Source organism: Streptomyces sp. NPDC048415 (assembly GCF_040651675.1).
GTDB lineage: Bacteria > Actinomycetota > Actinomycetes > Streptomycetales > Streptomycetaceae > Streptomyces.
This window is the reverse complement of sequence record NZ_JBEZKJ010000040.1, coordinates 46,344-71,715: the sequence shown is the minus strand read 5'-3', so window position 1 is coordinate 71,715 and position 25,372 is coordinate 46,344. Positions and strand designations below refer to the sequence as shown.

18 protein-coding genes are annotated in these 25,372 nt (G+C 70.4%); 12 read left to right on the top strand and 6 right to left on the bottom strand.

Annotation, left to right across the window (positions count from 1 at the left end):
• Nucleotides 1-88 precede the first annotated feature (88 nt).
• The 4 genes from AB0D27_RS24955 to AB0D27_RS24940 all read right to left on the bottom strand — a co-directional run bounded on the left by AB0D27_RS24955 (nt 89) and on the right by AB0D27_RS24940 (nt 6,194).
• Nucleotides 89-841, bottom strand: coding sequence for an NPP1 family protein (locus AB0D27_RS24955; RefSeq protein ID WP_362512728.1), 753 nt, complete (start codon nt 839-841; stop codon nt 89-91).
• A gap of 189 nt (nt 842-1,030) precedes the next feature.
• The gene (locus AB0D27_RS24950) at nt 1,031-2,704 is read right to left on the bottom strand and encodes a xylosidase (protein WP_362512715.1); all 1,674 of its coding nucleotides are present in this window, start codon (nt 2,702-2,704) and stop codon (nt 1,031-1,033) included.
• 102 nt (nt 2,705-2,806) lie between these two features.
• Entirely contained in the window at nt 2,807-4,819 is a 2,013-nt protein-coding gene (locus AB0D27_RS24945; RefSeq protein ID WP_362512712.1) for a sigma-70 family RNA polymerase sigma factor, read from the bottom strand.
• A gap of 232 nt (nt 4,820-5,051) precedes the next feature.
• Nucleotides 5,052-6,194 carry a glycoside hydrolase family 19 protein gene (locus tag AB0D27_RS24940; RefSeq protein ID WP_362512709.1) on the bottom strand — a complete coding sequence of 381 codons (1,143 nt, stop codon included), beginning with the start codon at nt 6,192-6,194 and terminating at the stop codon, nt 5,052-5,054.
• 1,093 nt (nt 6,195-7,287) lie between these two features.
• Here AB0D27_RS24940 and AB0D27_RS24935 point away from each other — a divergent pair.
• The gene (locus AB0D27_RS24935; RefSeq protein WP_362512706.1) at nt 7,288-8,646 is read left to right on the top strand and encodes a beta-1,3-glucanase family protein; all 1,359 of its coding nucleotides are present in this window, start codon (nt 7,288-7,290) and stop codon (nt 8,644-8,646) included.
• A gap of 298 nt (nt 8,647-8,944) precedes the next feature.
• Complete coding sequence (locus AB0D27_RS24930) at nt 8,945-12,055, top strand: GH92 family glycosyl hydrolase (RefSeq protein ID WP_362512704.1); 3,111 nt, start codon at nt 8,945-8,947, stop codon at nt 12,053-12,055.
• Nucleotides 12,056-12,122: 67 nt separating this feature from the next.
• On the opposite strand, the gene AB0D27_RS24925 is transcribed toward AB0D27_RS24930, so the two are convergent.
• A complete protein-coding gene (locus AB0D27_RS24925; protein ID WP_362512701.1) occupies nt 12,123-13,073 on the bottom strand; it encodes a hypothetical protein in 951 nt (316 codons plus the stop codon).
• A gap of 210 nt (nt 13,074-13,283) precedes the next feature.
• On the opposite strand from AB0D27_RS24925, the gene AB0D27_RS24920 reads away from it, so the two are divergent.
• Complete coding sequence (locus AB0D27_RS24920) at nt 13,284-14,729, top strand: glyceraldehyde-3-phosphate dehydrogenase (RefSeq protein ID WP_362512698.1); 1,446 nt, start codon at nt 13,284-13,286, stop codon at nt 14,727-14,729.
• Nucleotides 14,730-14,933: 204 nt separating this feature from the next.
• Here the strand turns inward: AB0D27_RS24920 and AB0D27_RS24915 are convergent, their stop codons facing one another.
• Nucleotides 14,934-15,149, bottom strand: coding sequence for a hypothetical protein (locus AB0D27_RS24915; protein ID WP_362512696.1), 216 nt, complete (start codon nt 15,147-15,149; stop codon nt 14,934-14,936).
• Nucleotides 15,150-15,813: 664 nt separating this feature from the next.
• Between AB0D27_RS24915 and AB0D27_RS24910 the strand changes: the two genes are divergently transcribed.
• From AB0D27_RS24910 to AB0D27_RS24870, 9 genes are all read left to right on the top strand, one after another.
• On the top strand, nt 15,814-16,056 hold the full coding sequence (locus tag AB0D27_RS24910; RefSeq protein WP_362512693.1) for a hypothetical protein: 243 nt from the start codon (nt 15,814-15,816) through the stop codon (nt 16,054-16,056).
• Nucleotides 16,053-18,314, top strand: coding sequence for a heavy metal translocating P-type ATPase (locus tag AB0D27_RS24905; RefSeq protein ID WP_362512690.1), 2,262 nt, complete (start codon nt 16,053-16,055; stop codon nt 18,312-18,314). The genes AB0D27_RS24910 and AB0D27_RS24905 overlap by 4 nt, the downstream gene beginning before the upstream one ends.
• Nucleotides 18,311-18,829 carry a copper chaperone PCu(A)C gene (locus tag AB0D27_RS24900; RefSeq protein WP_362512688.1) on the top strand — a complete coding sequence of 173 codons (519 nt, stop codon included), beginning with the start codon at nt 18,311-18,313 and terminating at the stop codon, nt 18,827-18,829. Before AB0D27_RS24905 ends, AB0D27_RS24900 begins: the two co-directional genes overlap by 4 nt.
• Nucleotides 18,830-19,180: 351 nt before the next feature.
• Nucleotides 19,181-19,867 (top strand): hypothetical protein, encoded by a 687-nt coding sequence (locus tag AB0D27_RS24895; protein ID WP_362512685.1) that lies wholly within the window; start codon nt 19,181-19,183, stop codon nt 19,865-19,867.
• Nucleotides 19,868-19,998: 131 nt separating this feature from the next.
• On the top strand, nt 19,999-20,673 hold the full coding sequence (locus tag AB0D27_RS24890) for a sigma-70 family RNA polymerase sigma factor (RefSeq protein ID WP_362512684.1): 675 nt from the start codon (nt 19,999-20,001) through the stop codon (nt 20,671-20,673).
• Between the two features lie 223 nt (nt 20,674-20,896).
• Complete coding sequence (locus AB0D27_RS24885; protein ID WP_362512681.1) at nt 20,897-21,964, top strand: ABC transporter substrate-binding protein; 1,068 nt, start codon at nt 20,897-20,899, stop codon at nt 21,962-21,964.
• A gap of 56 nt (nt 21,965-22,020) precedes the next feature.
• The gene (locus tag AB0D27_RS24880; protein ID WP_362512726.1) at nt 22,021-23,040 is read left to right on the top strand and encodes an iron ABC transporter permease; all 1,020 of its coding nucleotides are present in this window, start codon (nt 22,021-22,023) and stop codon (nt 23,038-23,040) included.
• Nucleotides 23,037-23,855: an ABC transporter ATP-binding protein gene (locus AB0D27_RS24875; protein ID WP_362512679.1), complete on the top strand. Its 819-nt coding sequence runs from the start codon at nt 23,037-23,039 to the stop codon at nt 23,853-23,855. Before AB0D27_RS24880 ends, AB0D27_RS24875 begins: the two co-directional genes overlap by 4 nt.
• Before the next feature lie 89 nt (nt 23,856-23,944).
• Nucleotides 23,945-25,354 (top strand): MFS transporter, encoded by a 1,410-nt coding sequence (locus AB0D27_RS24870; RefSeq protein WP_362512676.1) that lies wholly within the window; start codon nt 23,945-23,947, stop codon nt 25,352-25,354.
• The last annotated feature ends 18 nt before the right edge of the window (nt 25,355-25,372 follow it).

The window sequence follows — 25,372 nt, the reverse complement described above, 5'->3', positions numbered from 1 at the left end:
CCTGGACCAGCTGCAGGACCCCCATCGGTGCAGGTCATGGACCTGCAAGACCCCGACCCGTCAGATGGCCCGCTCGGCCCGAGGCCGCTCAGGCATAGGGGTCGAAGGGGATTCCGGACGGCATGGAGTAGGCGAGGTTGTCGTTGAAGGAACCGTCCTTGATCTTGATCGTGGCCTCGCCGAAATCGGCGTTCATGAGCTTGTCCCGGTAGCCGGACGGGTAGCCCTCCCAGCCGACGAGGCGCGGGTAGAACCAGCCGCCGGTGGCGTTCTCCGGCGGTTCGTCATTGGTGTTCGCGAAGCGGAAGTCGTGGGTCGACACGCCGTCCTTGTGGTACACGATCTTCGGGTGGGTTCCGTCGAAACGCACCGACGAACTCGCACTCACCAGGTACGAGGAGTGCTGCGACACCGAGACGTACTGGACCTGGCTGTTGTAGATCCACACGATGACGTGTTCCCAGTCGTGAGTGTGGCCGATGGCCGCAGGCCCCAGGGTGGCCTGATCCTTCTCGAAGTAGCTGGCGTACATGACGGCGCACCAGCCGTTGTTGCACTTCTCGCGCGCATACGTATTGGCGTTCGCCAGCTGGGCGGGGTCGTGGCAGTGGCCGTTCACATCTCCGCCCAGCTTCAGGCCGGGATTGATGGTGCCGTCCGCGCCGATCGCGGCGGTGGTGTAGCAGCCGTCCCCGTCGTAGTCGTAGGCGGGGGAGAAGGTCTGCTCCAGGCCGTCGGCGTTCTGCGGCAGGAGGGTGAGAACGTTGGCGTGCGCCTCGGTGGGAAGCGCGATGACCAGGGCCGCGGCGGCAAGGGCGCTCGTGAGCGCGGACCGGCGGATCCTCGTGCCGCGACGCTTCGTGAGCGGCGTCGTTGTCTCGTGGGGGACCGGCGATGAGAGCGTGTTGGGCACACCAACTCCTCAGCAGTGAAGGGTGAAGTGAGAAATCCTTTTGGATTCCACGGGGTGGGGAGAAAACCGTTCGCGTGACGCGGCATCCGAATATTCCGGATGCCGCCCCGGTTCCGGCTAAGCGGTGATCAGGGTGAATTTCTCCCACGGGCCGATGGCCGTGCGGTTGGCGATCAGCGCGGAGGCTCCGGCGTTCTCGGCGGTGACGTACTGGCCCGTGGCGGAGGCCAGCAGGCTGAGCGTGCCGTCGCTGTTGTGCACGAGCTGGAAGGTCTGGGCCCGGCCGGCCGAGGCGCTGTCCGCGATCAGCGGGGACGTGCCGGCGGTGACGTAGCGGTAGTTGGCGTGGGAGTACAGCGCGATGGTGCCGCCGCCCGCGTCGACCATGTCGAACTTCTCCCAGTCGCCGATCGCCGTGCGGTTGGCGATCAGTGCGGAGGACCCGGCATTCTCGGCGGTGACGTATTTGCCGTTCACGCTCGCCTTGAAGCTGACCACCTTGCCGGCGACGGGCGGCGTGGGCCGGGTCGCGGTCAGGGTGATCTGGCCCTTGAGCAGGCGTCCGCCGTCGCCGGTCAGGCGCAGGTAGTAGTCGGCGGAGCAGGCGGTGCCGTCCTCGTCGAGCGCCAGGATGCCCGAGTCGGTGGGGACGAATGCCTGGCTCTCGGCGGTCTTGGCGATCTGGTTGCCCTCGTTGTACTCGTCGAACATCGAGATGTAGATGCCCTGCGCGCCCAGGCGGACCATGTTGTAGAACTGCCGCCACATGAAGTCGCCGTGCGCGCGCTGGCGTTCGGAGACGTCGCCGGGCAGGACGCAGGGCTGGTAGTCGATGCCCTTGGCGTTGCACTCCGCCTGATCGCCCTTGTTGACGTTCTCGTAGTAGTTGTCCGAGTCGGCGGCCTTGCCGATGGCGCCGACCATCCACGGCGAGATCATGTGGAACGCGTGGAAGACGTCGCTGAAGCCGGCACGCGTGCCCGCGCCGCCGGTCCGCCAGTCGTGGGGGATGCCTCCGACGACGTAACAGCCCTGGTTCTTGAACCAGTTGACGACATCCAGGCAGGCGGACGCGGAGAAGTCGCGCTTGTCGTCGTTGAAGCCGAAACCCCAGATGCACACCACCGGCTTGCCGTTCTGCTGGGCATAGGCGGAGGAGGCGGTGTGTGCCTTCATCTTGTTGGTCCAGTCGGTCTTGATCTCCGACTGCATGTTCGTCCAGCTGGTGACGTCGTACATGATGTAGTACTTCACGCCCTGCGACTCGGCGGCGCTGCGCACCTTGGTGGCCATGGCGTCGCGCGTCGGGCCCTCGCCGCCGACCGGGTTGAAGCGTTGCAGGGCCGCGGTGTCGATGCCGTACTGCTTCATCCACTTGAAGTGGGTGTCGACGGTCTGCTGGTCGTACGACGAGAACAGGGTGGCGGGCCCGCCGTTGCCGAGGGCCGCGTAGGCGGTCTGGTAGCCCTTGGTGTATTCACGCATGTCGGGCCAGGACTTGATGCCGGAGTTCGACGGCGAGGGCGCCTTGCTCATGTCCTTGGCCCAGTGCCACCAGGCGTTGATCGGGGAGCCGTCACCCTTGGCGGCGAACCAGCCCTGGTAGCCGACGGTGATCTTGCCGACCACGTCTCCGGGGGCGCTGCCGGCCGCGGCGGTGGCGGTGGTGGAGGACGTGGTGGCCGCCCTGGCCACGCCGAACGCTCCGACCGCGGCGGCCGCCGTGCCGGCGGCAGTCGCGCCCAGGACCTTGCGGCGCGACCAGGCCGTCCTGCGATGTGACGAAGACATGGAAACACTCCAGTGTGGTGAGGGGTACGGCACTGATCACGGGCGCTGCCCGCATCGGTGAACCGCGTGGGGGGAGAAGTGGGGGGCGAGGAGGGGTGCCGGTCAGCGCGGGTGCGCGGCGAAGGCCTTGTGCAGGATGTCCATGTACGCGCCGTGCCCGCTGGAGCTGGGCCAGTCCGTGGACGACTCGACGGCCGTCCCCTCGCCCCACTCGTTGTACGTCACGACCAGTTGGAAAGGTTCGCCCGAGTCCGCGACGGTGGCGGCGTCCCGCCGGAACTTGTCGAGGTCGCGCGGGACGGTCGGCTTGTCGTCGGTGTTCTTCCAGAAACCGGGGGACAGGATCGCCGAATAGCCCTTCTGGATGTCCAGGCCGGAGGCGTACTGGTGCCAGCCCTGCGGCTGGTCGGCGCAGCCCTTGTAGCCGCCGAACACCTTCAGTACGACGTAGTAGCCCTCGGTCTTGTTGGCCTGGGCCCAGCGGGTGGCTACGGCGCACCCGTCGCCGCCTCCGCCGTACACGAAGATCACCGGTTTGCCGTCGACGTGCAGCCAGGTGTTCTGGTCGGAGTACTTGCGCAGGTACTCCAGATCCTTCCTGATCGTCGTCGACGACGGGTCGCCGTAGGCCTCGTTCTCGTAGTACACGGTCCAGGAGAAGCCGAGTCGGGCGCCCTCGGACATCAGCAGTGGCAGCCGCTTGTCCTCACGCTTGCCGGCGCCCCACCAGGAGGAGATGCCGGCCTGGAGGCCGCCGTACCGCATGTCCTTGATCTGTCGCTCGACGGTCGCGGGGTCGTCGACGTCGTACTTGCCCGCAGACGGTGTGTACTTGCTGCCCCCGGGTGTGAAGTTCTCGCTGTACCAGGGGTAGTAGAACGCGGCCCGCACCGGGAGCTTGGTGCTGGTGACGGCAGTCCTCTTCTCGGTGGCCGGCTTCGGCGCCGCAGCCTTGGGGGAGGCCTTGGGCGTCGGTTTCGGGCGCGCGGAGCGTGTGGGCGTGGACCGGGTGGCGGACGGTTCGGGGTGGGACGTCGCGCGCGCCGACGCGGCGGCGGAGACAGTCCGCGCCGTCCGCCGGTCCTGCCCCAACAGGCCGAGGGTGTAAGCGGCGGTGCCGGTCACGAGGACCAGCACGGCGGACAAGAGGACGGCGGTCTTGCCGACGGAGATGCCCCCTACCCGCGCGGCCCGGCTCGCCGCCCTCCCGGCCCTGACGGTGTGGCGCACGCTTGCGGTGGCCAGGTCGTTTCCGGCCGTGCTCCCGGCGCCGCCGCCTGCCGCGCCCGCCGTCAACAGCCCCAGCAGCAGGGGCGGTACGGGCAGCAGCGCCAGGTCGGCGAGCAGCCGCTCCGCCGGCACCGTGTCCTCGGGCACGCCACCGCACCCCTCACAGGTGCGCACGTGCCGGGCGATCCGCTTGCGCCAGAGGCCGGTGGGGCGCCCGTCCCACCCGTGCAGAGCCGTGTTCAGGTCCGGGCAGCGGGGTAGGGCACCGAGCGCGCGGACCACCGCCCGGGCGACCTCCAGCCGGGCCTTCATCCGCTGCACCCGCACCGCGGCCTGCGGCATCGGCAGCTCCATCGCCGCGGCCAGCTCGGCCCGGGTGAGCCGGCCCGCGACCTCGAGCCACCACAGGGACACCAACTGCCGGTCGTCGGCGTCGAGCCAGCGCGTGGCCTCGGCCGCCTCCTGCCGCTGGCCGGACAGGCACAGCACGGTGATCGTCAGATCGACGAAGTCGGCGCCCGGATCCGCGAGCAGGGCCGTCTCCTCCAGGCCCTCGATCCCGCCGGTCGCCGGTGCGCCGCGCCGCACCCGCCAGTGCCGACGCACCTGCCGCATCGCGATGGCCACCAGCCAGGACCGGAACGCCTCGGGGTCACGCACCGTCCGCACGTCGCGGATCATCTGCAGCATGACCTCCTGCACGACGTCGTCGGTGTCGGCCGGGGCGTCCAACGCGCGTCCGACGATGTTGTAGATCAGGGGCAGGTACTCGGCGACCAGCGCGTCAAGCGCCCGCTGGTCGCCGGCCTGCGCGGCGCGCACGACCACGGCCTGGTCCCGGCGGCCGTCGTGCCCGTCGTACCCGGGGTGTGAAATCTCGGTCATGGCTGAAGGAGGGTCTCTCGTCGGTGTCGGCATAACAGAAATCGGCGCGGCAATTTTCGGGCCGGCCCGCGGCCGGCGCCAAGCCGACGTGAGCGGCCAGGAGGCGGGCGGGGCACTGCTCCGGTAGGCGTTTGACCGGTCCGAGCTGCGGATCGTCACCGTCCGTGAGGATCATCTCGACGACGGCATGGTGTCGGTCCGCAGCTCGGGGACGAGGCGCGAAGAGGTTCGGTCAGCAGTACAGGTTGCTGCCCTGGCCGACACCGAGGACCGACGTGAACTCCTGGTACTTGCTGACGCGGCTCTGCACTTGGGCGGGGTTCTTGCCGTCGCATTCCAGGGAGCCGTTGATGGAGCGGATGGTCTGCCCGAAGCCGGCCTGGTTCACCATGGCGTTGTGCGGGGTCATGGTGCCGGGGCCGGACTGAGTGTTCCAGTACCACAGGCCGGTCTTCCAGGCGACGGAGGCGTCGTTCTGCACCAGCCACGGGTTGTTGAGGAGGTCGATTCCCAGGGAGTCGCCGGCGGCCTTGTAGTTGAAGTTCCAGCTCAGCTGGAGGGGGCCGCGGCCGTAGTAGGCGGCCTGGCCGGCCGGGCAGCCGTAGGACTGGCTCCAGTCGCAGTAGGTGGGGTAGTTGGCCGTGTTCTGCTCGACCACGTACACCAGGCCGCCGGTCTCGTGGCTGACGTTGGCGAGGAAGGCGGCGGCCTCCTGCTTCTTCACGGTGTCGCTGCCGGTGTTCGCGAAGGCCGGGTACGCGCCGAGGGCCTGGACGAGGCCGCTGTAGGTGTAGAAGCTGTTCCGGTTCGGGAACATCTGGTTGAACTGTGCCTCGGAGACGACGAATCCGGACGGGGTGCTGCCGGCGCCGCTCGCGGGGGCGTTCCACTTCTGGTTCGCCGCTCCTGTGCAGCTCCAGATCTGAAGACGGGCGCCGTTGGCGCTGCTGTTGTCGCGTACGTCGAGGCACTTGTTCGCGGCCGGGTTGACGATGTCATGGGCTGCGCTGACCACCCACTGCTGGTTGGCCGCTCCCGAGCAGTCCCACAACTGGACGGCCGCGCCGTCGGCCGTGCTGCGGTCGACGACGTCCAGGCACTTGCCGAGCGCCCGGAGCGTTCCGTCACCGGGGTTGGACCACTGCTGGGCAGCGGTGCCGTTGCAGTCGTAGAGCTGGACGGCCGTGCCGTTGGCGCTGCCGGCCCCGGCCACATCGACACACTTGCCGGCGAGGCCGGTGATCTGGCTGTCAGCGGCCTGGGCGGGCACGGAGGTGAACAGCGCGGCGAGGACGGCGGCTACGACGGCACCGACCGTGAGTCGGCCGAGGGCCGTGCGTCTGGGAAGGAACCGTCTGACATGGGGGGTGGACATCGCGGAGGTCGCTCCTTGGTCGTGTCATGCGAGTGGGGGACGGGTGCGGCGCGGAATCCGACCGGCGACGGTCCCGTCCGGGCGTTCGGGGAAGGGGGCCCGCACCTCGACGAGGCCAGGCGTTCAAGAGCCGTGAAGGGCGCGGTCGCCGTCCCCCTGAGGCGTCTTGGCGAATCGCATCGGAGAGCGCTCTTGATTCAGTACCTGCTGGGTGACGACTATGTGACCGGCGTCAGGGTCGAGGCTCCCCCCAAGCCGGCTGAAGGCTCCGTCGGTCAGGTCGAGGCACTTGGGCTCCTGGGGTGTCTGTACGAACGTGCCGCGGTCGTTGATGCGCACCACCAGGGACTTGCCGCTGGCGACAGTGGTGACCTGGACGCGGTCCCGAACGGCAACTGCGGCCGGCGGCTGAGCGAGGTCGCGGCCGTGTCGGCGTTGTGGTCGAAGAGCTCGCCGCCGGCTGTGAAGGCCCGGGCGGCCGAGGCCCGTAGTGCGTGGCCCAGCACTCGTCGCCTGGCGGCGGGGCGGCGGGCGCGGTCCACTCCTGGTTGGCAGCGCCTGTGCAGGTCCATATCGGGGCGCGGCGCCATTGGCCGAGTTGTCGTCGGTCACGTCGAGACACCGCCCGGACCGGTGTTCGTGCCGGTGGTGGCCGTGGCCGGGGGTGCGGTCAGGAGACCGGCCGACAGTGCGAGCGCGGCTAGAACGAGGCTGCTTCGTAACGCGGTGAAACATGTGGGGGGTTGTCCGGCCATGGAAGACGATCACAGCCTTTCGGGTACGACTGCAGGGCCACGGAAACGACGCACGGAATCAAGTGACTGAACCTGGTGCATGCATGAAGCCCGACGGCCGGAACCTAGAAGGTCTGAACCAGAGACGTCAAGTGGTGAAGCAGAACGGCGGCTTGAGACGAACGATTCGCTCGAAGCCCGAAACGGCCGCACCGCTGCGCTGCTCGTTCCTGTGAATCCCGCTGGTTTCGCCTTCAGTTGTTGACGCCGGGCAGAGGCGGGAGTACAAACCCGGAGAGCGCTCTCCCGCCCCCTGTTCCTCCCCCCTCGCACGTCGACTCGGCTTCCGGAGACCCCCCATGCAGACTTCGTTCAGTGCGCTCATACGCAGACCGTCGACCGGTGCCGCGCGCCCCCGGACGGCCCTCGGCCTGGTCATCGTCCTGCTCGCAGCCTGCTTCGTCGCCTTGACGCCCTCGCTCGCGCGGGCCGACGACCAACTGCTGTCCCAAGGGCGACCCGCCACGGCCTCGTCGACCGAGAGCGCGTCCTTCCCCGCCACCGCGGCGGTCGACGGCAACACGGGCACCCGTTGGTCCTCGGCCTTCGCCGATCCCCAATGGCTCCAGGTGGACCTCGGCTCCGTCCAGCAGATCACCCGGATCTCCCTGAGCTGGGAGGCCGCCTACGCCAAGGCCTACCAGATCCAGACCTCCACCGACGCGAACAACTGGACGACGGTCTACTCCACCACCACCTCCACCGGCGGCACCCAGAACCTGAACGTCGGCGGCAGCGGCCGCTACGTGCGCGTCAACGGAACCGCAAGGGCAACCCAATACGGCTACTCACTCTGGGAGTTCCAGGTCTACGGACCCGGCGGCGGCACCACCCCGCCGGACGACTTCTGGGGCAGCACCAGCGACATACCCGCCGCGAACAACGCCGTCGAAGTGAAGATCCTCAACCGCACCAACGGAAAGTACCCGGACAGCCAGGTGTACTGGAGTTTCAACGGCCAGGTGCACTCCATCGCCGAACAGCCCTACCTCGACATGCCGGCGAACTCCGCGGGCCGCATGTACTTCTACCTGGGCTCGCCCAACAGCGCCTACTACGACTTCATCGAGTTCACGGTCGGCAACAACGTCTTCAACGGCAACACCACACGCGTCGACGCCTTCGGCCTGAAACTGGCCATGAGGCTGCACGCCAAGGACGGCTACGACGCGGAGGTCGGCGAGAACCGGCAGACCTTCGCCGAGGACCGCGCCACCACGTTCCAGCGCTTCACCGACGCGGTCCCGGCCCAGTTCAAGGTGCTTGCCCAGACCCAGGCCCCGTACCGGATCATCGCACCCGGCAGTGACCCGAGCTTCCGCGCGGGCGGCGCCAACGCCAACTACTTCACCTCCTACGCCCAGTCCGTCGGCGTCAACGCGGCCACCTCGGACATCTTCGGCTGCGCCGCTTCCCTGGCCGGCAACCCCGACATGTGCGCGGCCCTCAACCGTCACGTGGCCACGCTGCCGGCCTCTCAGCAGGCCGACCCGGCCCAGTACTACAAGGCGGCGCCGGCGAACTACTACGCCAAGTTCTGGCATGACAACGCCATCAACCACCTCGCCTACGGCTTTCCCTACGACGACGTGGCGGGTCAGTCATCCTTCATCTCCCACGGCAGCCCGCAGTGGCTGCTGGTCGCCGTCGGCTGGTAGACGCGCATGGTGCGTGTCCCCCGGGGAGCCCGGCCGACCCCATCGGCCGGGCTCCCGGGGCCTCCCGTTCGCCGGCGTTCGTCGCGTCGGCGCAGTAACCCACGTGTGCAGAGGAGTTGACCCTGAAACGATCACGCTTGAAAGTATCGTCGGCCCCGCACAGCCCTTCCCATGCCCGGAGTCTCATGTGAAACATCGAAGGTTGCCCAGTCGCCTGAGCGCCGTCGCCGCCGCGACGGCGCTGCTCATATGCGCTGCCACGACAGCCCAGGCTGCTGAGACAACGTTGTCAAAGCCCTTGGGGGCGACGCCCCTCGTCGACGATCCCACCAGTCTTGTGGATCCGCTGATCGGCACGGGCCTGAGCGGTAGTTCGTTCGGCGAGATCAACAACTTCCCTGGTCCTGCCGCCCCGTTCGGGATGATGCAGTTCTCGCCCGACACCCAGAACAGCTACGCCGGCTACCAGTACCACAACGACCGGATCCGCGGCTTCAGCCTCGACCACGCCTCCGTCGGCTGCAGCGCCTTCGGCGACGTGCCGATCCTCCCCGTGGTCGGCGACATCGGCTCCGCGCCCTGGGACCGCACCGAGAAGTACGCGCACGACACCGAGAAGGCGGAGCCCGGCTCCTACGCGGTGACGCTGGGGGACTCCGGTGTCCGGGCCGAACTGACCGCGACGACACGGACCGGACTCGCCGCCTTCACCTTCCCGGCCACGGACGCGGCCCAGGTGCTGGTCAAGGGCGGCGCGAGTCTGGGCGGCAACGACGCGGCGGACATGAGGATCGTCGGCGACCGCCAGGTCACCGGATCCGCCACTACGGGTCACTTCTGCGGCAAGTCCAACACGTACACGGTGCACTACGCGATCACCTTCGACCGCCCGTTCACCGCGCACGGCACCTGGGACGGTTCGAAGGTCCAGCCGGGCGGCGACACGGTGGACGCGAAGCGTGCCGGGACGTATCTGACCTTCGACACCAGCGGCGCGCAGGAGCGGACCGTCCACGCCAAGGTGGCGATGAGCTACGTCAGCGTGGCCGGCGCGCAGGCCAACATGGCCGCAGAGATACCCGGTTGGGACCTCGGCGTCATCGCGGCGAAGACGCGTGACCAGTGGAGAGACACGCTGCGGAAAGTCCGGGTCGCCGGCCGCGACACGGGCGAGCTGAAGACCTTCTACACCGCGCTGTACCACTCGCTGATGCACCCGAACACCTTCAACGACGTCGACGGCCGCTACATCGGCTTCGACGACAAGATCCACACCTTGCCCAAGGGCCGTACCCAGTACGCGAACTTCTCCGACTGGGACACCTACCGCTCGCTCGCCCCGCTCCAGGCCATGCTCTGGCCCAAGGAAGCCAGCGACATGGCGCAGTCGCTCGTCAACGACGCCGAGCAGAGCGGCTGGTGGCCCCGCTGGCCGATGGCCAACCAGTCCACGAGCCAGATGACCGGCGACAACTCCGTGCCGCTGATCGCCGCGCTGTACGCGTACGGGGCCCGCGACTTCGATGTGAAGACGGCACTGAAGTACCTCGTCAAGGGCGCGACGACGGTGGACGGCACCCCTGGTGCCTACCAGGAGCGCCCCGGCATCGAGAGTTACGTCGAGCACGGCTACCTGCCCAACAACGACTCCGCACGGGGCGACCACCAGCTCGTCGGCGCCTCCATCACCCTGGAGTGGTCGATCGACGACTTCTCCATCGCACAACTCGCCAAGGCCGCGGGCGACAGGAGCACGGCCGCCACGTTCACCAAGCGCGCCCAGAACTGGCAGAACCTCCTCAACGCGTCGACCGGCTACCTCCAGCCGCGCGCTGAGGACGGCCTCTTCCCGGACGGCCCCGCCTTCCAGACCCCGCCCTCCGGCGAGATCGGGCAGAGCGGCTTCGACGAGGGGAACGCCGCCCAGTACAACTGGCTCGTCCCGCAGAACATGGCCGGCCTGACCACCGCCATGGGCGGCCGTGACGTGGCGGTGAAACGGCTCGACACCTTCCTCACCCAGCTCAATGCCGGCCCCAACCAGCCGTACATGTGGGCAGGCAACGAACCCGACTTCGCGGTGCCGTGGGCGTACAACTACCTCGGCGAGCCCTGGAAGACGCAAGCGGCGGTCCGCAAGGTCGCCACTTCCCTCTTCGGCCCCACGCCGGACGGCGAACCCGGCAACGACGACCTGGGCGCGCAGTCCGCCTGGTACGTGTGGGCCGCCCTCGGCGTGTACCCCGCGACGCCGGGCACCGCCGACCTCACCGTGCACAGCCCGCTGTTCGAGCGTGCCGTGCTCGACCTGCCCGGCTCGCCCGACCTCGACATCCGGGCTTCCGGAGCCTCCACGGACACCACATACGTCCACGACCTCAAGCTCGACGGCGCCCACTGGGAGCGCACCTACCTGCCGCAGAGCGTGGTACGCGAGGGCGGCCGGCTGGACTTCACACTGAGCGCCGAGCCGGACAAGACCTGGGCGACCGGCGCGAAGGCGGCGCCGCCGTCGTACCAGGACGGCGAGCACCCGTTCCTCGCGAACGTCTCGCCCAGCCAGTCCACTGTCGACCGCGGCCGGAGCGCGACGCTCACCGTGGACGCGCAGCGGCTCAGCGGCAGGGACCGGACGCTCACCGTCACCGCCGAGGCGCCGGACGGACTGACCCTGAGTGCCAAGGACAAGACGCTGGTTCTCGACAGGAGCAGCGGGTCGGGCAGCGTCGAACTCACCGCCACCGCGGGGACCGACACGGCCGACGGCTTCTACGGGATCCCGGTGACCGTGAGCGGCGGGACCGGTCCGGCCGTCAAACAGACCGTGTACGTCCAGGTCGCCGCGAAGGGGAGCTTCGGGGCCGCCTACAACGCCACCGGCATCTCCAGCGACACCGACACCTCCCAGGGTGACTTCGACCGCTCAGGCGGCAGTTACTCCCGGCAGGCGCTGGCGGCGGCCGGGCTGTCCCCCGGCGCCGAGGTGGCGGTCTCGGGCACCACCTTCACCTGGCCGGCGTCCCCGCCCGGACGCCCGGACCACCTCTACGCGGCGGGCCAGACCATCGACCTGACCACGCAGTCCGGCGACGCACAGCGGCTGACGTTCGTGGGCGCCGCGATCTACGGTGATGTCCGGACGACGGCCACGGTGACGTTCACCGACGGCAGCACGGAGGAGACCGACCTGTCGTTCGGCGACTGGGTGCTGCCGGGCGGGAGCGACTCCGGGACACCCGCCTTCGACAACACCGTGGTGGCCAGGACCGCGTACCGCAACCCCGGGCACGGCGGTCCGGCGTACGTCTTCGCCACCAAGCCCTTCCAAGCACCCGACGGCAAGCGCATCGCGTCGGTCACGCTGCCGGAGAACGTGAACCTGCACCTGTTCGGCATCGGCGTCGGCTGACCGGACCGGTGGTGGTGCACGGGGTCTTCGCGGGACGACGCCCGCGAAGACCCCGTGGGTAGAGCGATCAGTGAGCGAGGCGGGCGAGGAGCAGGTTCGGGTCGCTGTGGGTGAAATAGGCGCCGCTCGTCACGTACACGGTCTTTCCGCGCACCGCGACCGAGGTCGGGTTGGACAGCCCGTCCTGCGCGGTGAGCACCGTCCGATGGGTGCCGTCGGGATCCACCAGCGCGACGGAGCCCGCGAAGTTCTGGGCTGCCAGGACCCTGTCGCCGTGCCCGACGAAGGCGAAGTCGTCGATGCTGGTCAGGCCTTCGGCCTTTGTGGTGACGGCACCCGCCGCGCCGTGTGCGTCGATCGGGATGCGCAGCAGGGTGCCCTTGTCGGTGTTGCTCACCCAGACAGCGTCGTCGTGGACCTTGATGCCGTTCGCCCCGAACCCGGAGGAGTGCCCCCCGGTGGACGGCTCAAGGGCTTCGCCGTCGGCCCACAGCGACGTCGCTCCGTTGCTCGGCGACACCTTCCACACCGTGCCGGTACTGGAGTCGGTCGCGTAGAGGGTGTGGTGGCGCTCGTCGAGCGCGAGGCCGTTGAGGGCCTTCACGTCGGGGAGCGCGGCGACCTGCTCCGGAGCGTGGCCCGAGCGGACTCGCCAGACGCCCGAGCGGCCGCCCGCGTTGTAGTTGACGTACAGCGTGCCGTCGGTGGCGCGCACGATGCCGGACACTGTCGCGGTGCCCGAGGCGGGGGCGGGCAGGGTCGCCAGGATCGACGTCTGTCCGTCCGGGGTGACGCGGGCTATCTGCCGCGCTCGGTTGAACGTGACGTCCGCGGCGCCGCCGGGCTCCAGCGTGATGTTCTCCGGCTGTTGCAGACCGGCGATGTCGAAGTGAGCGACTTCCTGTGCCGCGGACAGCGGAGCGGTGGAAGCGAAAGCCGGAACGGTCGCCTGGCCGGCGGCGACTCCGGCGACCACAAGGGCGCTCAGCAGGGTCCTACGACGGTAGTGGTGGTCCATGTACCCCTCCTTCGACAAGGCCGGGCTCATGCTCGCAGGCGTCCCTGTGAGCAGCCCGTCAGAAACCGAGTGCCGCGCGGCTGCTGAGAGTCGAGGTCGGTCCGTTTGAGCTCCCCTCGCTCACGGCATCCGCTCAGGCAGCACCGCCTGCATGATCAACCCGGCGGGCGGGTTAGCATATGAGCGCCTCCTAGCTCGAAAGATAGACCTGTGACTGTCAATGACGACTCGTTCACCAACTGGAAAAACCGCGAGGAGATCGCGGAGTCGATGATCCCCATCATCGGGAAGCTGCACCGGGAGCGGGACGTCACGGTCCTGCTTCACAGCCGCTCTCTGGTGAACCGGTCCGTGGTGAGCATTCTCAAGACCCACCGATTCGCCCGGCAGATCGACGGCGAGGAACTCTCGGTCACCGAGACGTTGCCGTTCCTGGAGGCTCTCACCACGCTCGATCTCGGCCCTGCTCAGATCGACATCGGCATGCTGGCCGCGATGTTCAAGACGGACGACCGCGGCCTCTCCGTGAAGGAGTTCACTGCCGAGGCGGTGGCCGGCGCCACCGGTGCCAACAAGATCGAACGCCGCGAGTCGCGCGACGTCGTCCTCTACGGGTTCGGGCGCATCGGCCGCCTCCTCGCCCGCCTGCTCATCGAAAAGGCCGGCTCCGGCAACGGCCTGCGGCTGCGCGCCATCGTCGTCCGCAAGGGCGCCGGCCAGGACATCGTCAAGCGCGCCTCACTGCTGCGCCGTGACTCCATCCACGGCCAGTTCCACGGCACGATCACCGTCGACGAGGCGAACAGCAAGATCATCGCCAACGGCAACGAGATCAGGGTGATCTACTCCGACGATCCGACGTCCGTGGACTACACGGCGTATGGCATCAAGGACGCCATCCTCATCGACAACACCGGCCGGTGGCGCGACCGCGAGGGCCTGTCGCAGCACCTCCAGCCCGGTATCGCCAAGGTCGTCCTGACCGCGCCGGGCAAGGGCGACGTCCCCAACGTCGTCCATGGCGTCAACCACGACATGATCAAGCCGGACGAGCAGATCCTGTCCTGCGCGTCCTGCACCACCAACGCGATCGTTCCGCCGCTGAAGGCGATGGCGGACGAGTACGGCGTCCTGCGCGGCCACGTGGAGACCGTCCACTCGTTCACCAACGACCAGAACCTGCTGGACAATTACCACGCGTCCGACCGCCGCGGCCGCTCGGCGCCGCTCAACATGGTCATCACCGAGACCGGTGCCGCCTCCGCCGTAGCCAAGGCGCTGCCCGACCTCGAGGCGAGGATCACCGGCAGCTCGATCCGCGTCCCGGTACCGGACGTCTCGATCGCGATCCTCAGCCTGCGGCTCGCGCGCGAGACCACCCGCGAGGAGGTCCTCGAGTACCTCCGCAACGTGTCGCTGACCTCGCCGCTCAAGCGCCAGATCGACTTCACCACCGCCCCCGACGCCGTCTCCAGCGACTTCATCGGCTCGCGGCACTCCTCGATCGTCGACGCCGGCGCCACCAAGGTCGAGGGCGACGACGCGATCCTCTACCTGTGGTACGACAACGAGTTCGGCTACTCCTGCCAGGTCATCCGGGTGGTCCAGCACGTATCCGGGGTGGAGTACCCGACCTATCCGGTTCCGGTGGCCTGATCTCGGCGAACCGTGCGTGGCGAGGTGGTCGACGCAGGCCGCCCCGCCGAGGCGGTGCGCGAGCACCACGCCGCTCCGGAACGCCGGCCACAGCGGTCGCTTGGCGTGCGAGAACACGCCAAGCGACGTGCCCGGTTTGCCCGGAGCCGTCAGCACGATTTCCATGAGGTCGTCGACAGCCGCTCCGCCGATGCGCGCGCCCGCTCAGGGCAGAGCGATGCCGTCGAGCTTGCCGGTCTTGGCTTCGTCGATCAGTGACGAGAACTGGTCGGCGCTCATCTGTATGCGCTGCCCGAAGTCGTCGGTGAGGACGATGCGGCGCTCCGTCGGGGCGTTCGGGTCCACGAACAGTTGGGGGCATCCGCAGTCGCATTCGCCGCAGAACGTCGCCACGGGCTCCAAGGCGCTGGTGTCGGTCATCCTTCTCCACCTCCAGAGGTAGCGGCGCGCCGGTGTCCCGACCGGCGGCCGCGGGGGACTGCTCCGGGGATACCCGGCGCGGCCCGGACGGACGCGCCCCTCGATCGCGCGCGGGGGCGCGGTGAGCGGCCGGTGTGCCGTCGTGCTCCGGCCTCTGCTTCCGTTGCATCCCCTGCACGGCAGAGGCCGGGAACCAGAAGGCTGCGGCATCCGACTACATAGGGGGGCGTCGGACATGAGTAGTCGGTTTCGGGTGACATCCGTGCGCATACGCACGCGGGGGGATGGCGGTGTGGGCGTACGCCTCTGGCGCCTTGAGTGGCGTCCCGGCCGTCCGGAGCCTGGTCGCGGCGATGTCCGCCATGCTGCGTGCGCCCCTCGCCGCGGGGGACACGTGCCGGCCTCGGGCGGGGTACGGCGGCATTCGCCATCGGCCGTAGCGGGTCGGCGCGACCCGAGCGGCGTCCTCGACCCCGTCGGCGTGCACCTCCGTTCTGCGGGCCGACTGACCCGTACGTCACCGCTGAGCCCGGCGCGCCTCGCACGTCCCGCGTGACGCGGGCCACACACCAGCTCCGGAACCCGCTCCCGCGCGGAACCGACTCCTGAACCGGTGCGGCTCGAACCGACTCGCGCCGTCCGAGGCGATTCAGGAGAACGGGTGATGGCAGCGGAGCCTCAACAACCTCCCCCCGGCGCGCGTATGACGCTGCGGAAGCTGACCCCGCCGCCTGCCCTCTGCGGCTTCCTTCTGCTCCTCGTGCTGATTTTCGCGGTGTCGTACGCCGTCGGGTCCGCCGCCGGACCGGTCGCGCCCGGCATCCACGGCACGAGCGGCGGCGGCAGCGGGAGCGACGGCTCAGGAGGCGGCGGGATGGAGGACATGCACGGGGGAGGCGCCGGATGAGCGCGCGACCGGCGACCGGTCATCCGGTGACCACCGACCTCGCCGTCGGCGGCATGACGTGCGCGGCCTGCGTACGGCGGGTCGAGAAGCGGCTCGGCAAGCTGGAGGGTGTCACCGCGACGGTCAATCTGGCCACCGGGCGGGCTCGCGTCAGCCATCCCCCGCATATCCGCCCTGATGAGCTCGTCGCCAGTGTCGAGCAGGCCGGGTACACGGCCGCCCTTCCTGAACCGCCCCGAGGGCGAGACCGCGAGGAGGAAAGGGACTCCGAGGCCGGGCGCGGCGAGCGTGAACGGCTCGTCGTCACCGCGCTGCTCGCCCTACCGGTGCTCCTGCTGTCGATGGCGCCCGCCCTGCAGTTCCGCGACTGGCAGTGGCTGTGCTTCATGCTGGCCGCTCCGGTCGCCGTGTGGAGTGCCTGGCCGTTCCATGGGCGGGCGCTGCGCGGGCTGCGGCACTCGACGGCGACCATGGACACCTTGGTCTCGCTGGGCGTGGTGGCGTCCTTCTCCTGGTCGGCGTACGCGCTCTTCCTCGGGGGCGCGGGCGAGCCCGGGATGCGGATGCCGTTCAGTCTGCTGCCCTCCGCGGAGGGCGGTCCGGCGCACGTCTATCTGGAGGCGGCCGTCGGCGTGCCGCTGTTCGTGCTGGCGGGGCGGTTCCTGGAGGCGCGGGCCCGGCACGGCACCGGCGCGGCGCTGCGGTCGCTGGCCCAACTCGCGGACAAGGAGGTGTCGGTGCTTGAGGGCGGGGTCGAAAGACTCGTCCCCGTCGAGGAGTTGGCCGTCGGGCAGGTCTTCGTCGTGCGGCCCGGTGAGCGGGTCGCCACCGATGGCCAGGTCGTGGAAGGCGGTTCAGCCGTGGACGTGTCCCTGGTCACCGGTGAGAGTGAGCCCGTCGAGGTCGGACCCGGCTCGGCGGTGGTGGGCGGTGCGGTCAATGCCGGCGGGCTGCTGCTCGTACGCGCCACAGCTGTCGGCGCCGACACGCAACTCGCGCGCATCACCCGGCTGGTGACCGAGGCCCAGGCCGCAAAGGCGCGGGCACAGCGGCTGGCTGATGCGGTGGCCGGGGTGTTCGTGCCCGTGGTGCTGGCGCTCGCCGTCACGGTGCTCGGGTTCTGGCTCGGTGCCGCGGCCGATCCGCAGGCGGCGGTCACGGCGTGTGTGGCGGTGCTGGTCGTCGCCTGCCCGTGCGCCCTGGGCCTGGCGACGCCGACCGCGCTGATGGCCGCCACCGGCCGCGGTGCCCAACTGGGCGTGCTGGTCAAAGGGCCGCAGGCGTTGGAGGCGTTGCGGCACATCGACACGGTCGTCCTGGACAAGACCGGCACCCTCACCTCCGGCCACATGACCGTCGGCCGGATCACGACGCTGCCGGGCGGGCTGGGGCGCGAGAAGGTACTGCGGCTGGCCGGTGCGGTGGAGCGGGGCTCGGAGCATCCGCTGGGGCGAGCGATCGTCTCGTACGCGCGACGGTCTCTGCCAGAGCAGCGGCCGTGGCCGGAGGTGAGCGACTTCAGCGCTGCGGCGGGCCGGGGAGTCCGCGGCCGTGTCGACGGCCGTCTGGTCGAAGTCCTCGCACCCGAGGACGAGTTGCCCGCAGCCGTGGCGGACGCTCTCGCGGTGGCGGAGGCCGCCGCGCACACGCCTGTACTGGTCCGGGTGGACGGCGTGGCCGAGGCGCTGATCGAGGTCGGCGACGTCGTACGTCCCGGGAGTTACCGCGCGGTGGACGGGCTGCGGCGCCTGGGTGTGCGAGCGGTGCTGGCCACCGGGGACCGGGAGGCGCCGGCCCGGGCCGTCGCGGCCGCCCTCGGGATCGAGGAGGTGCACGCCCGCCGCACTCCCGAGGACAAGGCCGACCTCGTACGGGAGTTGAAGGAGGAAGGCCGCCGGGTCGCGTTCGTGGGGGACGGCGTGAACGACGCGGCCGCGCTGGCCGGTGCCGACCTCGGCATCGCCATGGGCACGGGGACGGACGCGGCCATCGGGGCCGCCGATGTGACGCTGGTGCGCGGCGACATCGAAGCCCTGGGGGACGCGGTGCGGCTCGCCCGGCGCACCCTGGGCACGATCCGCGCGAACCTTCTGTGGGCCTTCGGCTACAACGTCGTGACCGTGCCGCTCGCCATGGTGGGGCTGCTCAGTCCGATGGTGGCCGCGGCGGCGATGTCGGTGAGTTCGGTCCTCGTCGTCGGCAACAGCCTGCGGCTGCGGGCCTGGCAGCCGTCGCCTGTCCGGGGGCATACACGATGACCGCACATGTCTGGCGGCCGTCCCGCCGCCGGCTCACCGACACGCTGCTCGCCGCGCTCGCGCCCGTCGCCGCGTGCGGTGTCGCTCTCGGCGCCCTGACCACCTGGACCGGCTCGGGCAGCGCGGGCAGTCCGGCCCGGATAGAGGCCACGTCCGGGCGCGTCTTCCTCCCGTACGGGGACACCCAGGAGACCGCCGCGTTCTTCCGGATCTCCAACTCCGGCGGCGCGGAGGACAAGTTGGTGCGGGTCACCTCGTCCGCCCTCGGAGGCGACATCGCGCTCAGCCGTCACCGTACGACCGGAGACGGGGCGGCGTACCGGGAACCGGTCGACGCGGCCACCGTCCCGGCCCGCGGCAGCCTGACCATGTCCCCGCACGGCTTGGACGTCACGATGCGGGCGCAGGCGGGGTGGGCCGCCGGCGACCTCGTGCCGTTCACGCTGCACTTCCAGCGCGGCGGGCGGATCAGGGTGCTGGCGGTCGTGGTCCACCCGAGCGGGAACGGGCTGTGAACCGTACGACGGTAGGCGGTGCCTTCCGCGAGCGCACACGCAGCGATGCGTCTCACTCGGGCCGACTTCCCGGGAATGTGGTTCGGCACCGGAGCTCCCGCCGAGGTCGCTGGCCCAGGAAGCTCGCCGAACTCCACATCGAGCATCTCGCGGAGTCCGGGAGCGCCGGGGACGACGACCACTGAAGCGGTGAGGGAGTCCCCGTCCCCTTCAGAAGTCGGGCCGGACCCGCGAGGAGTTCCCGCGCCATTCCGTGCTCTGGATCACAGGTGCCGGATTGAGTCGGTCGCCCCGCCGATTTCCGTACCCCTCCATGACGATCAAACCTCGGATGCAAGGATGAGGGCCGTCATGACTGCTGGGTGGTGTTCTCGCACGGTACGGGCCGCGGTGTTCGCGGCCGTCTGTGTGCTGCTCGCCGCCCTGGGCCACGTGATGATGTCCGGCAGTTCGGTGCCCTGGTGGGTTCTGGGCGCCTCGGTCGCGGTGACCGGCGCCGCGGGCTGGTGTCTGGCCGGCCGGGAGCGCGGACTGCCCCTGATCGTGACCGTGGTGGTCGTCGCGCAGACCGTCCTCCACTCGGCCTTCGAGCTCGCCCAGGCGGCCGCCTCCCCGGCGGCCTCAAGCACGGTCGGCGGGGCCGCCATGCCGATGGTGTCCATGGACATGGACACCACGGGCCACGACATGAGCGCCATGTCCATGGACTCCATGGACATGGGGCACATGGGCGGCGCGAGTCACCTGGGCCATGACATGAGCGGCACCTCGTCGTTCGGCATGCTCGCCGCCCACCTCCTGGCAGCGCTGCTGTGCGGGTTGTGGCTCGCCCACGGTGAGCGCGCCGTGTTCCGCATCCTGCGGGCCGTGGCCGGTTGGCTGGCCGCGCCGCTGCGGATGATGCTGGCCCTGCCCACGCCCGAGCACCGCCCCCGCATCCGGGTACGGCGCACCCGCTCGGAGCGGGCACCGCGCCGACTCCTTCTCGTTCATGCGATCACCTCTCGGGGTCCTCCGGCCCGGGCCGCTGTCGTCTGAGACAGCCGGCTCCCCGAGGCGCCTGTGTGTGCCTCGGGCTTCGCCCGTACCTCCGCGTACGGCCGTACCCCACACCGGACCCTCGCGCCGTCGCGCCGGTCCGGATCCGGATGACCCGAGAAGGACACCTGGTGATCACTTCTGCCCCGCCCACCTCGCGTGACACAAGCGAGAAGACGCCATCGATCGACGAGTCGATCACCGCTTGGGCGCTGGCCGCCCGCGGCGGCGACCCGGACGCCGTCTCGCGTTTCGTCGGCGCCCTGCACCGCGACGTCCTGCGCTACGTCGCCCACCTCAGCGCGGACCCACAGGCCGCCGACGACCTGGCCCAGGACACGTTCCTGCGGGCGCTCGGCAGCCTGCACCGGTTCGAGGGACGTTCCTCGGCCCGCGCCTGGCTGATGTCCATCGCCCGCCGTGCGGTGATCGACAGCTTCCGGCACGCCGCCGCCCGGCCACGAGTGAGCGACACCCGGGACTGGCAGCTGGCGGTGGAGCTCGCCCAGCCGCGCGACGTGCCCGGCTTCGACGACGGCATAGCGCTCCTGGACCTGCTCGCCGCGCTGCCCGACGAGCGCCGCGAGGCGTTCGTCCTCACCCAGTTGATGGGGCTGCCCTACGCGGAGGCCGCCGAGATCAGCGACTGTCCCATCGGGACGGTCCGCTCCCGTGTGGCGCGGGCCCGGGCGACACTCATCGCTCTGCTCGCCGAAGCCGACGCAGCCGGCCCGGTTGACCCAGCGGCGGGAACGGCCTGCGGTTCGCGGTCGACGGTCGCCGCTCGGGCCGCGCTCGCGGCCTGACGGAAGGGGTGTCGGTGTCCGCCGAACGCGGGGGACACCGACACCCCTTCGGCTTAACCCCAGGGCAGGCTGCCCGCGCGGTCGGAGGCGCCGCGGTGATCCTCCCGGGGTCCCGCCGACCGCGCGCGCCCCAATTCCCGGGAACTCACCCGACGTTCGCGCCGACTACTGGAGCGGGCGGCAGAGGTCCGCCCGTGCACCGAGTGGATCCTGGAGAGTTTCGATGCGTTCTCGCGTGTGGTGCGGTACGACGGCCGCGGTGCTGGGCCTGCTCGCGGCGGGCTGCGGCGGAGGGGCGAAGGATTCCGCGAGCGGCGACACGGCCGCGAAGTCCGTCTCGGACGGTTACCCCGTGACCGTCACTGACTGCGCGGGTGCCAAGACCACCTTCGCCGCCGCCCCGAAGAAGATCGTCACCAGCAACGCCTCCAGTCTGGAGCTGCTGTTGCGCCTGGGCGCCGGGGACGAGGTGATCGGCACCGGCTTCCCGCCCGGCAAGGGCACCCTGCCCGCAGCCCTGGACGCGCGGGCCCAGAAGGTCACGGTCCTCGGTCGGGCGGTGATCCCCAAGGAGAAGCTCCTCGGCTCCGGCGCCGACCTGTACCTCGACACCTTCGCGTCGATGGGCGGCATGGGCGGCGCGGCGGGGGACGCGCCGACCGAAGCCGAGTACAAGGCGGCCGGCATCAAGCACATCTACCTGAAGTCCACCGCCTGCGCATCGACGCTCAAGAGCCCGGTGCCCGACCTGTCCGCCGTCGAGGACGACATCACCTCGCTCGGCGCGGTCACCGGCACCGGCGCGAAGGCGAAGGAACTCGTCGCGGGCATGAAGAAGAAGGTGGACGCCGTCCAGACAGCCGTCGGCGGCACGGCGCGGAGCAAGCGGCCCACGTACTTCTTCTTCGACTACGACGCCGGCACCAAGCAGCCCTCGGTCGTGTGCAACCGGCAAGTCGCCAACGCCGTCATCACCCTGGCCGGGGCCCGCAACGCCTTCGCCGACTGCGACGGTGACTACCAGCAGGTCGGCTGGGAGGACGTGATCTCCAAGAACCCGGACTGGATCCAGCTGGGCGTACGCAACCGGGGCAGCGAGGCCGCGAACAAGAAGGCGTTCGACGGGGCCGAGAAGTGGCTGAGGACCAACGCGGCGACCAAAGGCCTGAAGGCAGTCAAGGACGGCCACTTCCTGCGCATCGGCTCCGAACAGACCACCATCGCGGGCGTCACCAACGCCGACACGGTCCAGCAGATCGCCAAGACCCTCTACCCCGGCAAGGTCGGCTGACGGTGTTCCCTGCACTGTCCGCGTCGCGTCGCCGGGAGAGCACCGACGCGCGAACCCTGTCCGCCGGGCCGCTGACGGTGATCCTCGGCGTGGCGCTCCTCGCGGCCCTCACCGCGGCGGTGTCCTGGGGCTCGACGTCCATCCCGCCCGCCGAGGTGTGGGGCGTGGTGTGGCGGAGACTGTCGGGACAAGCGGCACGGCCAGGCACGAACGACCTGATCGTCTGGCAACTGCGCGTCCCGCGCGCCCTGCTCGCCGCGCTCGTCGGCGCCGGACTCGGCGTGGTGGGCACGGCGGTGCAGGCGCTCGTGCGCAACCCGCTCGCCGACCCGTACCTGCTGGGCATCTCCAACGGGGCCTCCCTCGGCGCGGTCGCCGCGATCGCGCTCGGCGCGGGTGCGGGCGGAACGCTCGGACTCGGCCTGTCCGGAGCGGCGTTCGCCGGGGCCCTGCTGACCTTTGCCCTGGTGTGGGCGGTGGCCCGGCGCGGAGGGGGATTCGCACCCTTGCGCCTCGTCCTGGCCGGAGTGGCGATCGGCCAGTTCCTGTCCGGCTTCACCAGCTATCTCGTGCTCCAGGCCGGGGACGAGCAGCAGACCCACAGCGTGCTCTTCTGGCTCATGGGCAGCCTGAGCGGCGCGAACTGGCCGCTGCTCGCCGTCCCGGCGCTGACGGTCCCGGCCGCACTCCTCCTGCTCCAGGCCCGCGCCCGAGGGCTCAACGCCCTGCTGATGGGCGACGAGACGGCCGCCGGGCTCGGCATCGACGTCGTACGACTGCGCAGGGAGCTGTTCCTGGTGACGAGCGTGCTCACCGGCGTCCTGGTCGCCGTCTCCGGCGCCATCGCCTTCGTCGGCCTGATGGTGCCGCACGCCTGCCGATTGGTGGTGGGCGGCGACCACCGACGCCTCCTTCCCGTCTCCGCGCTGTTCGGCGCACTCCTGCTGGTCGTCGTCGACATCGTGTGCCGTACGGCCATGGACACGCAGGAGCTTCCGGTCGGCGTGGTCACCTCGTTGATCGGCGCTCCCGCGCTGCTGTATCTGCTGGACCGACGGCTGGGGAGCGGCAGTTGAGGATCGACATCGAGGATCTGCACGTCGCGTACACCGGCCGTACGGTCCTGGCGGGTGCGCGTCTGTTCGCTGCCGAGGGCGAGATCACGGGCCTGGTCGGGCCGAACGGCAGCGGCAAGTCCACGCTGCTCCGTGCGGTGTACCGGCATCTGCGGCCCTCGGCCGGGCGGGTACTGCTGTCCGGCACCGACCTGCGCGACCTCACTCCGGTACAGACGGCGCGCCATGTCGCCGCCCTGCCGCAGGAGCGCGGCGGCGACTTCGAGCTGACCGTGCGCGAGGTCGTCGCGATGGGCCGCACCCCCTACAAGCGGGCGTTCGCCGGAGAGGACGCCACCGACCGGGAGATCATCGCCCAGGCCCTCGCGGACGCCGGCATGGCGAGCCACACCGGACGCCGCTTCACCGAGCTGTCCGGCGGCGAACGCCAACGCGTCCTGCTGGCCCGTGCCTTCGCGCAGAACCCGGACGTCCTGGTCCTCGACGAGCCGACCAACCATCTCGACGTACGCCATCAGGTGGAGCTTCTCGCCCTGCTCCGAGCCGGGAGACGTACGACCCTGGTGTCGCTGCACGATCTCAACGCCGCCGCCTCCGTCTGCGACCGGCTGCACGTCCTGCACGACGGCACCGTGGCCGCCTCGGGGCCGCCGCGCGAGGTCCTCACCCCCGCCCTGCTGGCGGAGGTGTTCGGCGTGCGCGCGGCCGTGGTGGACCACCCGCTGACCGGTGATCCGCTGATCGCCTTCGACCACCGGGCACCGGCGGACGGGACGGTGGAGGAGGACACGGCCGCCGCGAGTTCCGGATCTTGAGCACGAGCGGGAACTCACCCCCGCCCCGCGCCGACTTGTGGGACGAGGCTGCTGTCCGGCAGCCCACTCGCGAGGGGGAGGGGCGGAAGGTGACGGACCACGGTTCCGGCGAGGAACGGCCCGGTCACATATCCGCGGCCGAGGACCGCTGGCTCCTGGTGGCCGTGGCGGGCGCGCTGTCGTTCGTGGCGATGCTCGACATGAACATCGTGAACGTGGCGCTGGCGGACATCTCCCGGGGTCTTCGTGTGTCGGCGGCCACGGCCCAGTGGGCCGTGCTGGGCTACCAACTCCCTGTCGTCGCACTGCTGTTGCCGGTAGGCCGGTGGCTGGACAGGACAGGCATGCGGGCCGCGCTGCTGAGCGCGACCGGCGGATTCGCGCTGTGCAGCGCCGCTGCCGCCGTCTCCCCCTGGGCGGCTTGGCTGATCGCCGCCCGGTTCGTCCAAGGGGCCTTCGGCGCCGTGCTGTTCGTGCTGATGCCCGTGCTGGCGATCCGGTCCGTACGACCCGAGCTGCGCGGCCGGGCGATGAGCGTGCCGGCGACACTCGGGCCACTCGGCGCGGTGACCGGTCCCGCGGTCGGTGGACTGTTGCTGGACCATCTGGGATGGCGGGCGGTGTTCCTCGTCAAGATTCCGGTCTGTCTTCTGGCGCTCGCCCTCGCCTGGCGGGCGATGCCCAAGGACGGCCGGCTGCGCGGGCCCGACCAGCGGTCGATGGCCGATGCGCTGCTGGTGGCCACCGGAGTGACGGTGCTGCTGCTGGCTCTGACCCTGGCGTCCGACGACGCCTCGTGGCTGCTGCTCGCGGTGGCCGCCGTACCACCGCTGTGGTGGTGGCTGCGCGGGCCCGGCGGCCGTCCGGTCACCGGCGTGCTGCGGGCGTCAGGGCTGTACCGGGCGCACGGCGCCGTCCTGGCGCTGGCGGCCGGATTCGCCGCGACGCACTACGTCGTCGCCCTGCACCTCCAGCGCGACGACGGCGTCAGCGCCACCACGACCGGCCTGACCGTGCTCGCCTTCCCGCTCGGCATGGGCCTGGCCGGACCGGTCGGCGGACGTCTCGCCGACCGGTACGGGGCCCGAACCGTCGCGGTCACGGGCGCCGCGCTCACCGCCGCCGGCCTGCTGCTCCTGGTGCCGCTCGGCGACGGCTGGGCACCGCCCGACGTTGCCTGGCGGCTCGCGGTGGCCGGAATCGGCATGGGGCTGAACGGCGGCCCGACGCAGGCCCTCGTCATGGGCGCCGCCCCACCGGGACAGACCGCCACCGTCGGGTCCGCCGTGCAGCTCGCCCGGGGCCTCGGCTTCACGCTCGGCCCGGCGCTGGCCACCGCGGCCTGGGGAGTGGCGGGAGCGGAGGGCGGCGTACGGGCCGGACTCGCGCTCGCCGCCACGGCCGCCTGTCTCGCCGTACCTCTGCTTGCCCTGCCCGCGCGTGGCCCCGTGCCGCTCCCCGAGAAGACCACCGACGCGGCGTCAGCCGCCCACCCCTGACCCAGGAGTCGTGCCCGA

Coding starts and splice junctions, on each gene's coding strand:
- AB0D27_RS24950 (WP_362512715.1), bottom strand. CDS start 2,704: ATGTCTTCGTCACATCGCAGGACGGCCTGGTCGCGCCGCAAGGTCCTG.
- AB0D27_RS24945 (WP_362512712.1), bottom strand. CDS start 4,819: ATGACCGAGATTTCACACCCCGGGTACGACGGGCACGACGGCCGCCGG.
- AB0D27_RS24940 (WP_362512709.1), bottom strand. CDS start 6,194: ATGTCCACCCCCCATGTCAGACGGTTCCTTCCCAGACGCACGGCCCTC.
- AB0D27_RS24935 (WP_362512706.1), top strand. CDS start 7,288: ATGCAGACTTCGTTCAGTGCGCTCATACGCAGACCGTCGACCGGTGCC.
- AB0D27_RS24925 (WP_362512701.1), bottom strand. CDS start 13,073: ATGGACCACCACTACCGTCGTAGGACCCTGCTGAGCGCCCTTGTGGTC.
- AB0D27_RS24915 (WP_362512696.1), bottom strand. CDS start 15,149: ATGACCGACACCAGCGCCTTGGAGCCCGTGGCGACGTTCTGCGGCGAA.
- AB0D27_RS24910 (WP_362512693.1), top strand. CDS start 15,814: ATGGCAGCGGAGCCTCAACAACCTCCCCCCGGCGCGCGTATGACGCTG.
- AB0D27_RS24905 (WP_362512690.1), top strand. CDS start 16,053: ATGAGCGCGCGACCGGCGACCGGTCATCCGGTGACCACCGACCTCGCC.
- AB0D27_RS24900 (WP_362512688.1), top strand. CDS start 18,311: ATGACCGCACATGTCTGGCGGCCGTCCCGCCGCCGGCTCACCGACACG.
- AB0D27_RS24895 (WP_362512685.1), top strand. CDS start 19,181: ATGACTGCTGGGTGGTGTTCTCGCACGGTACGGGCCGCGGTGTTCGCG.
- AB0D27_RS24885 (WP_362512681.1), top strand. CDS start 20,897: ATGCGTTCTCGCGTGTGGTGCGGTACGACGGCCGCGGTGCTGGGCCTG.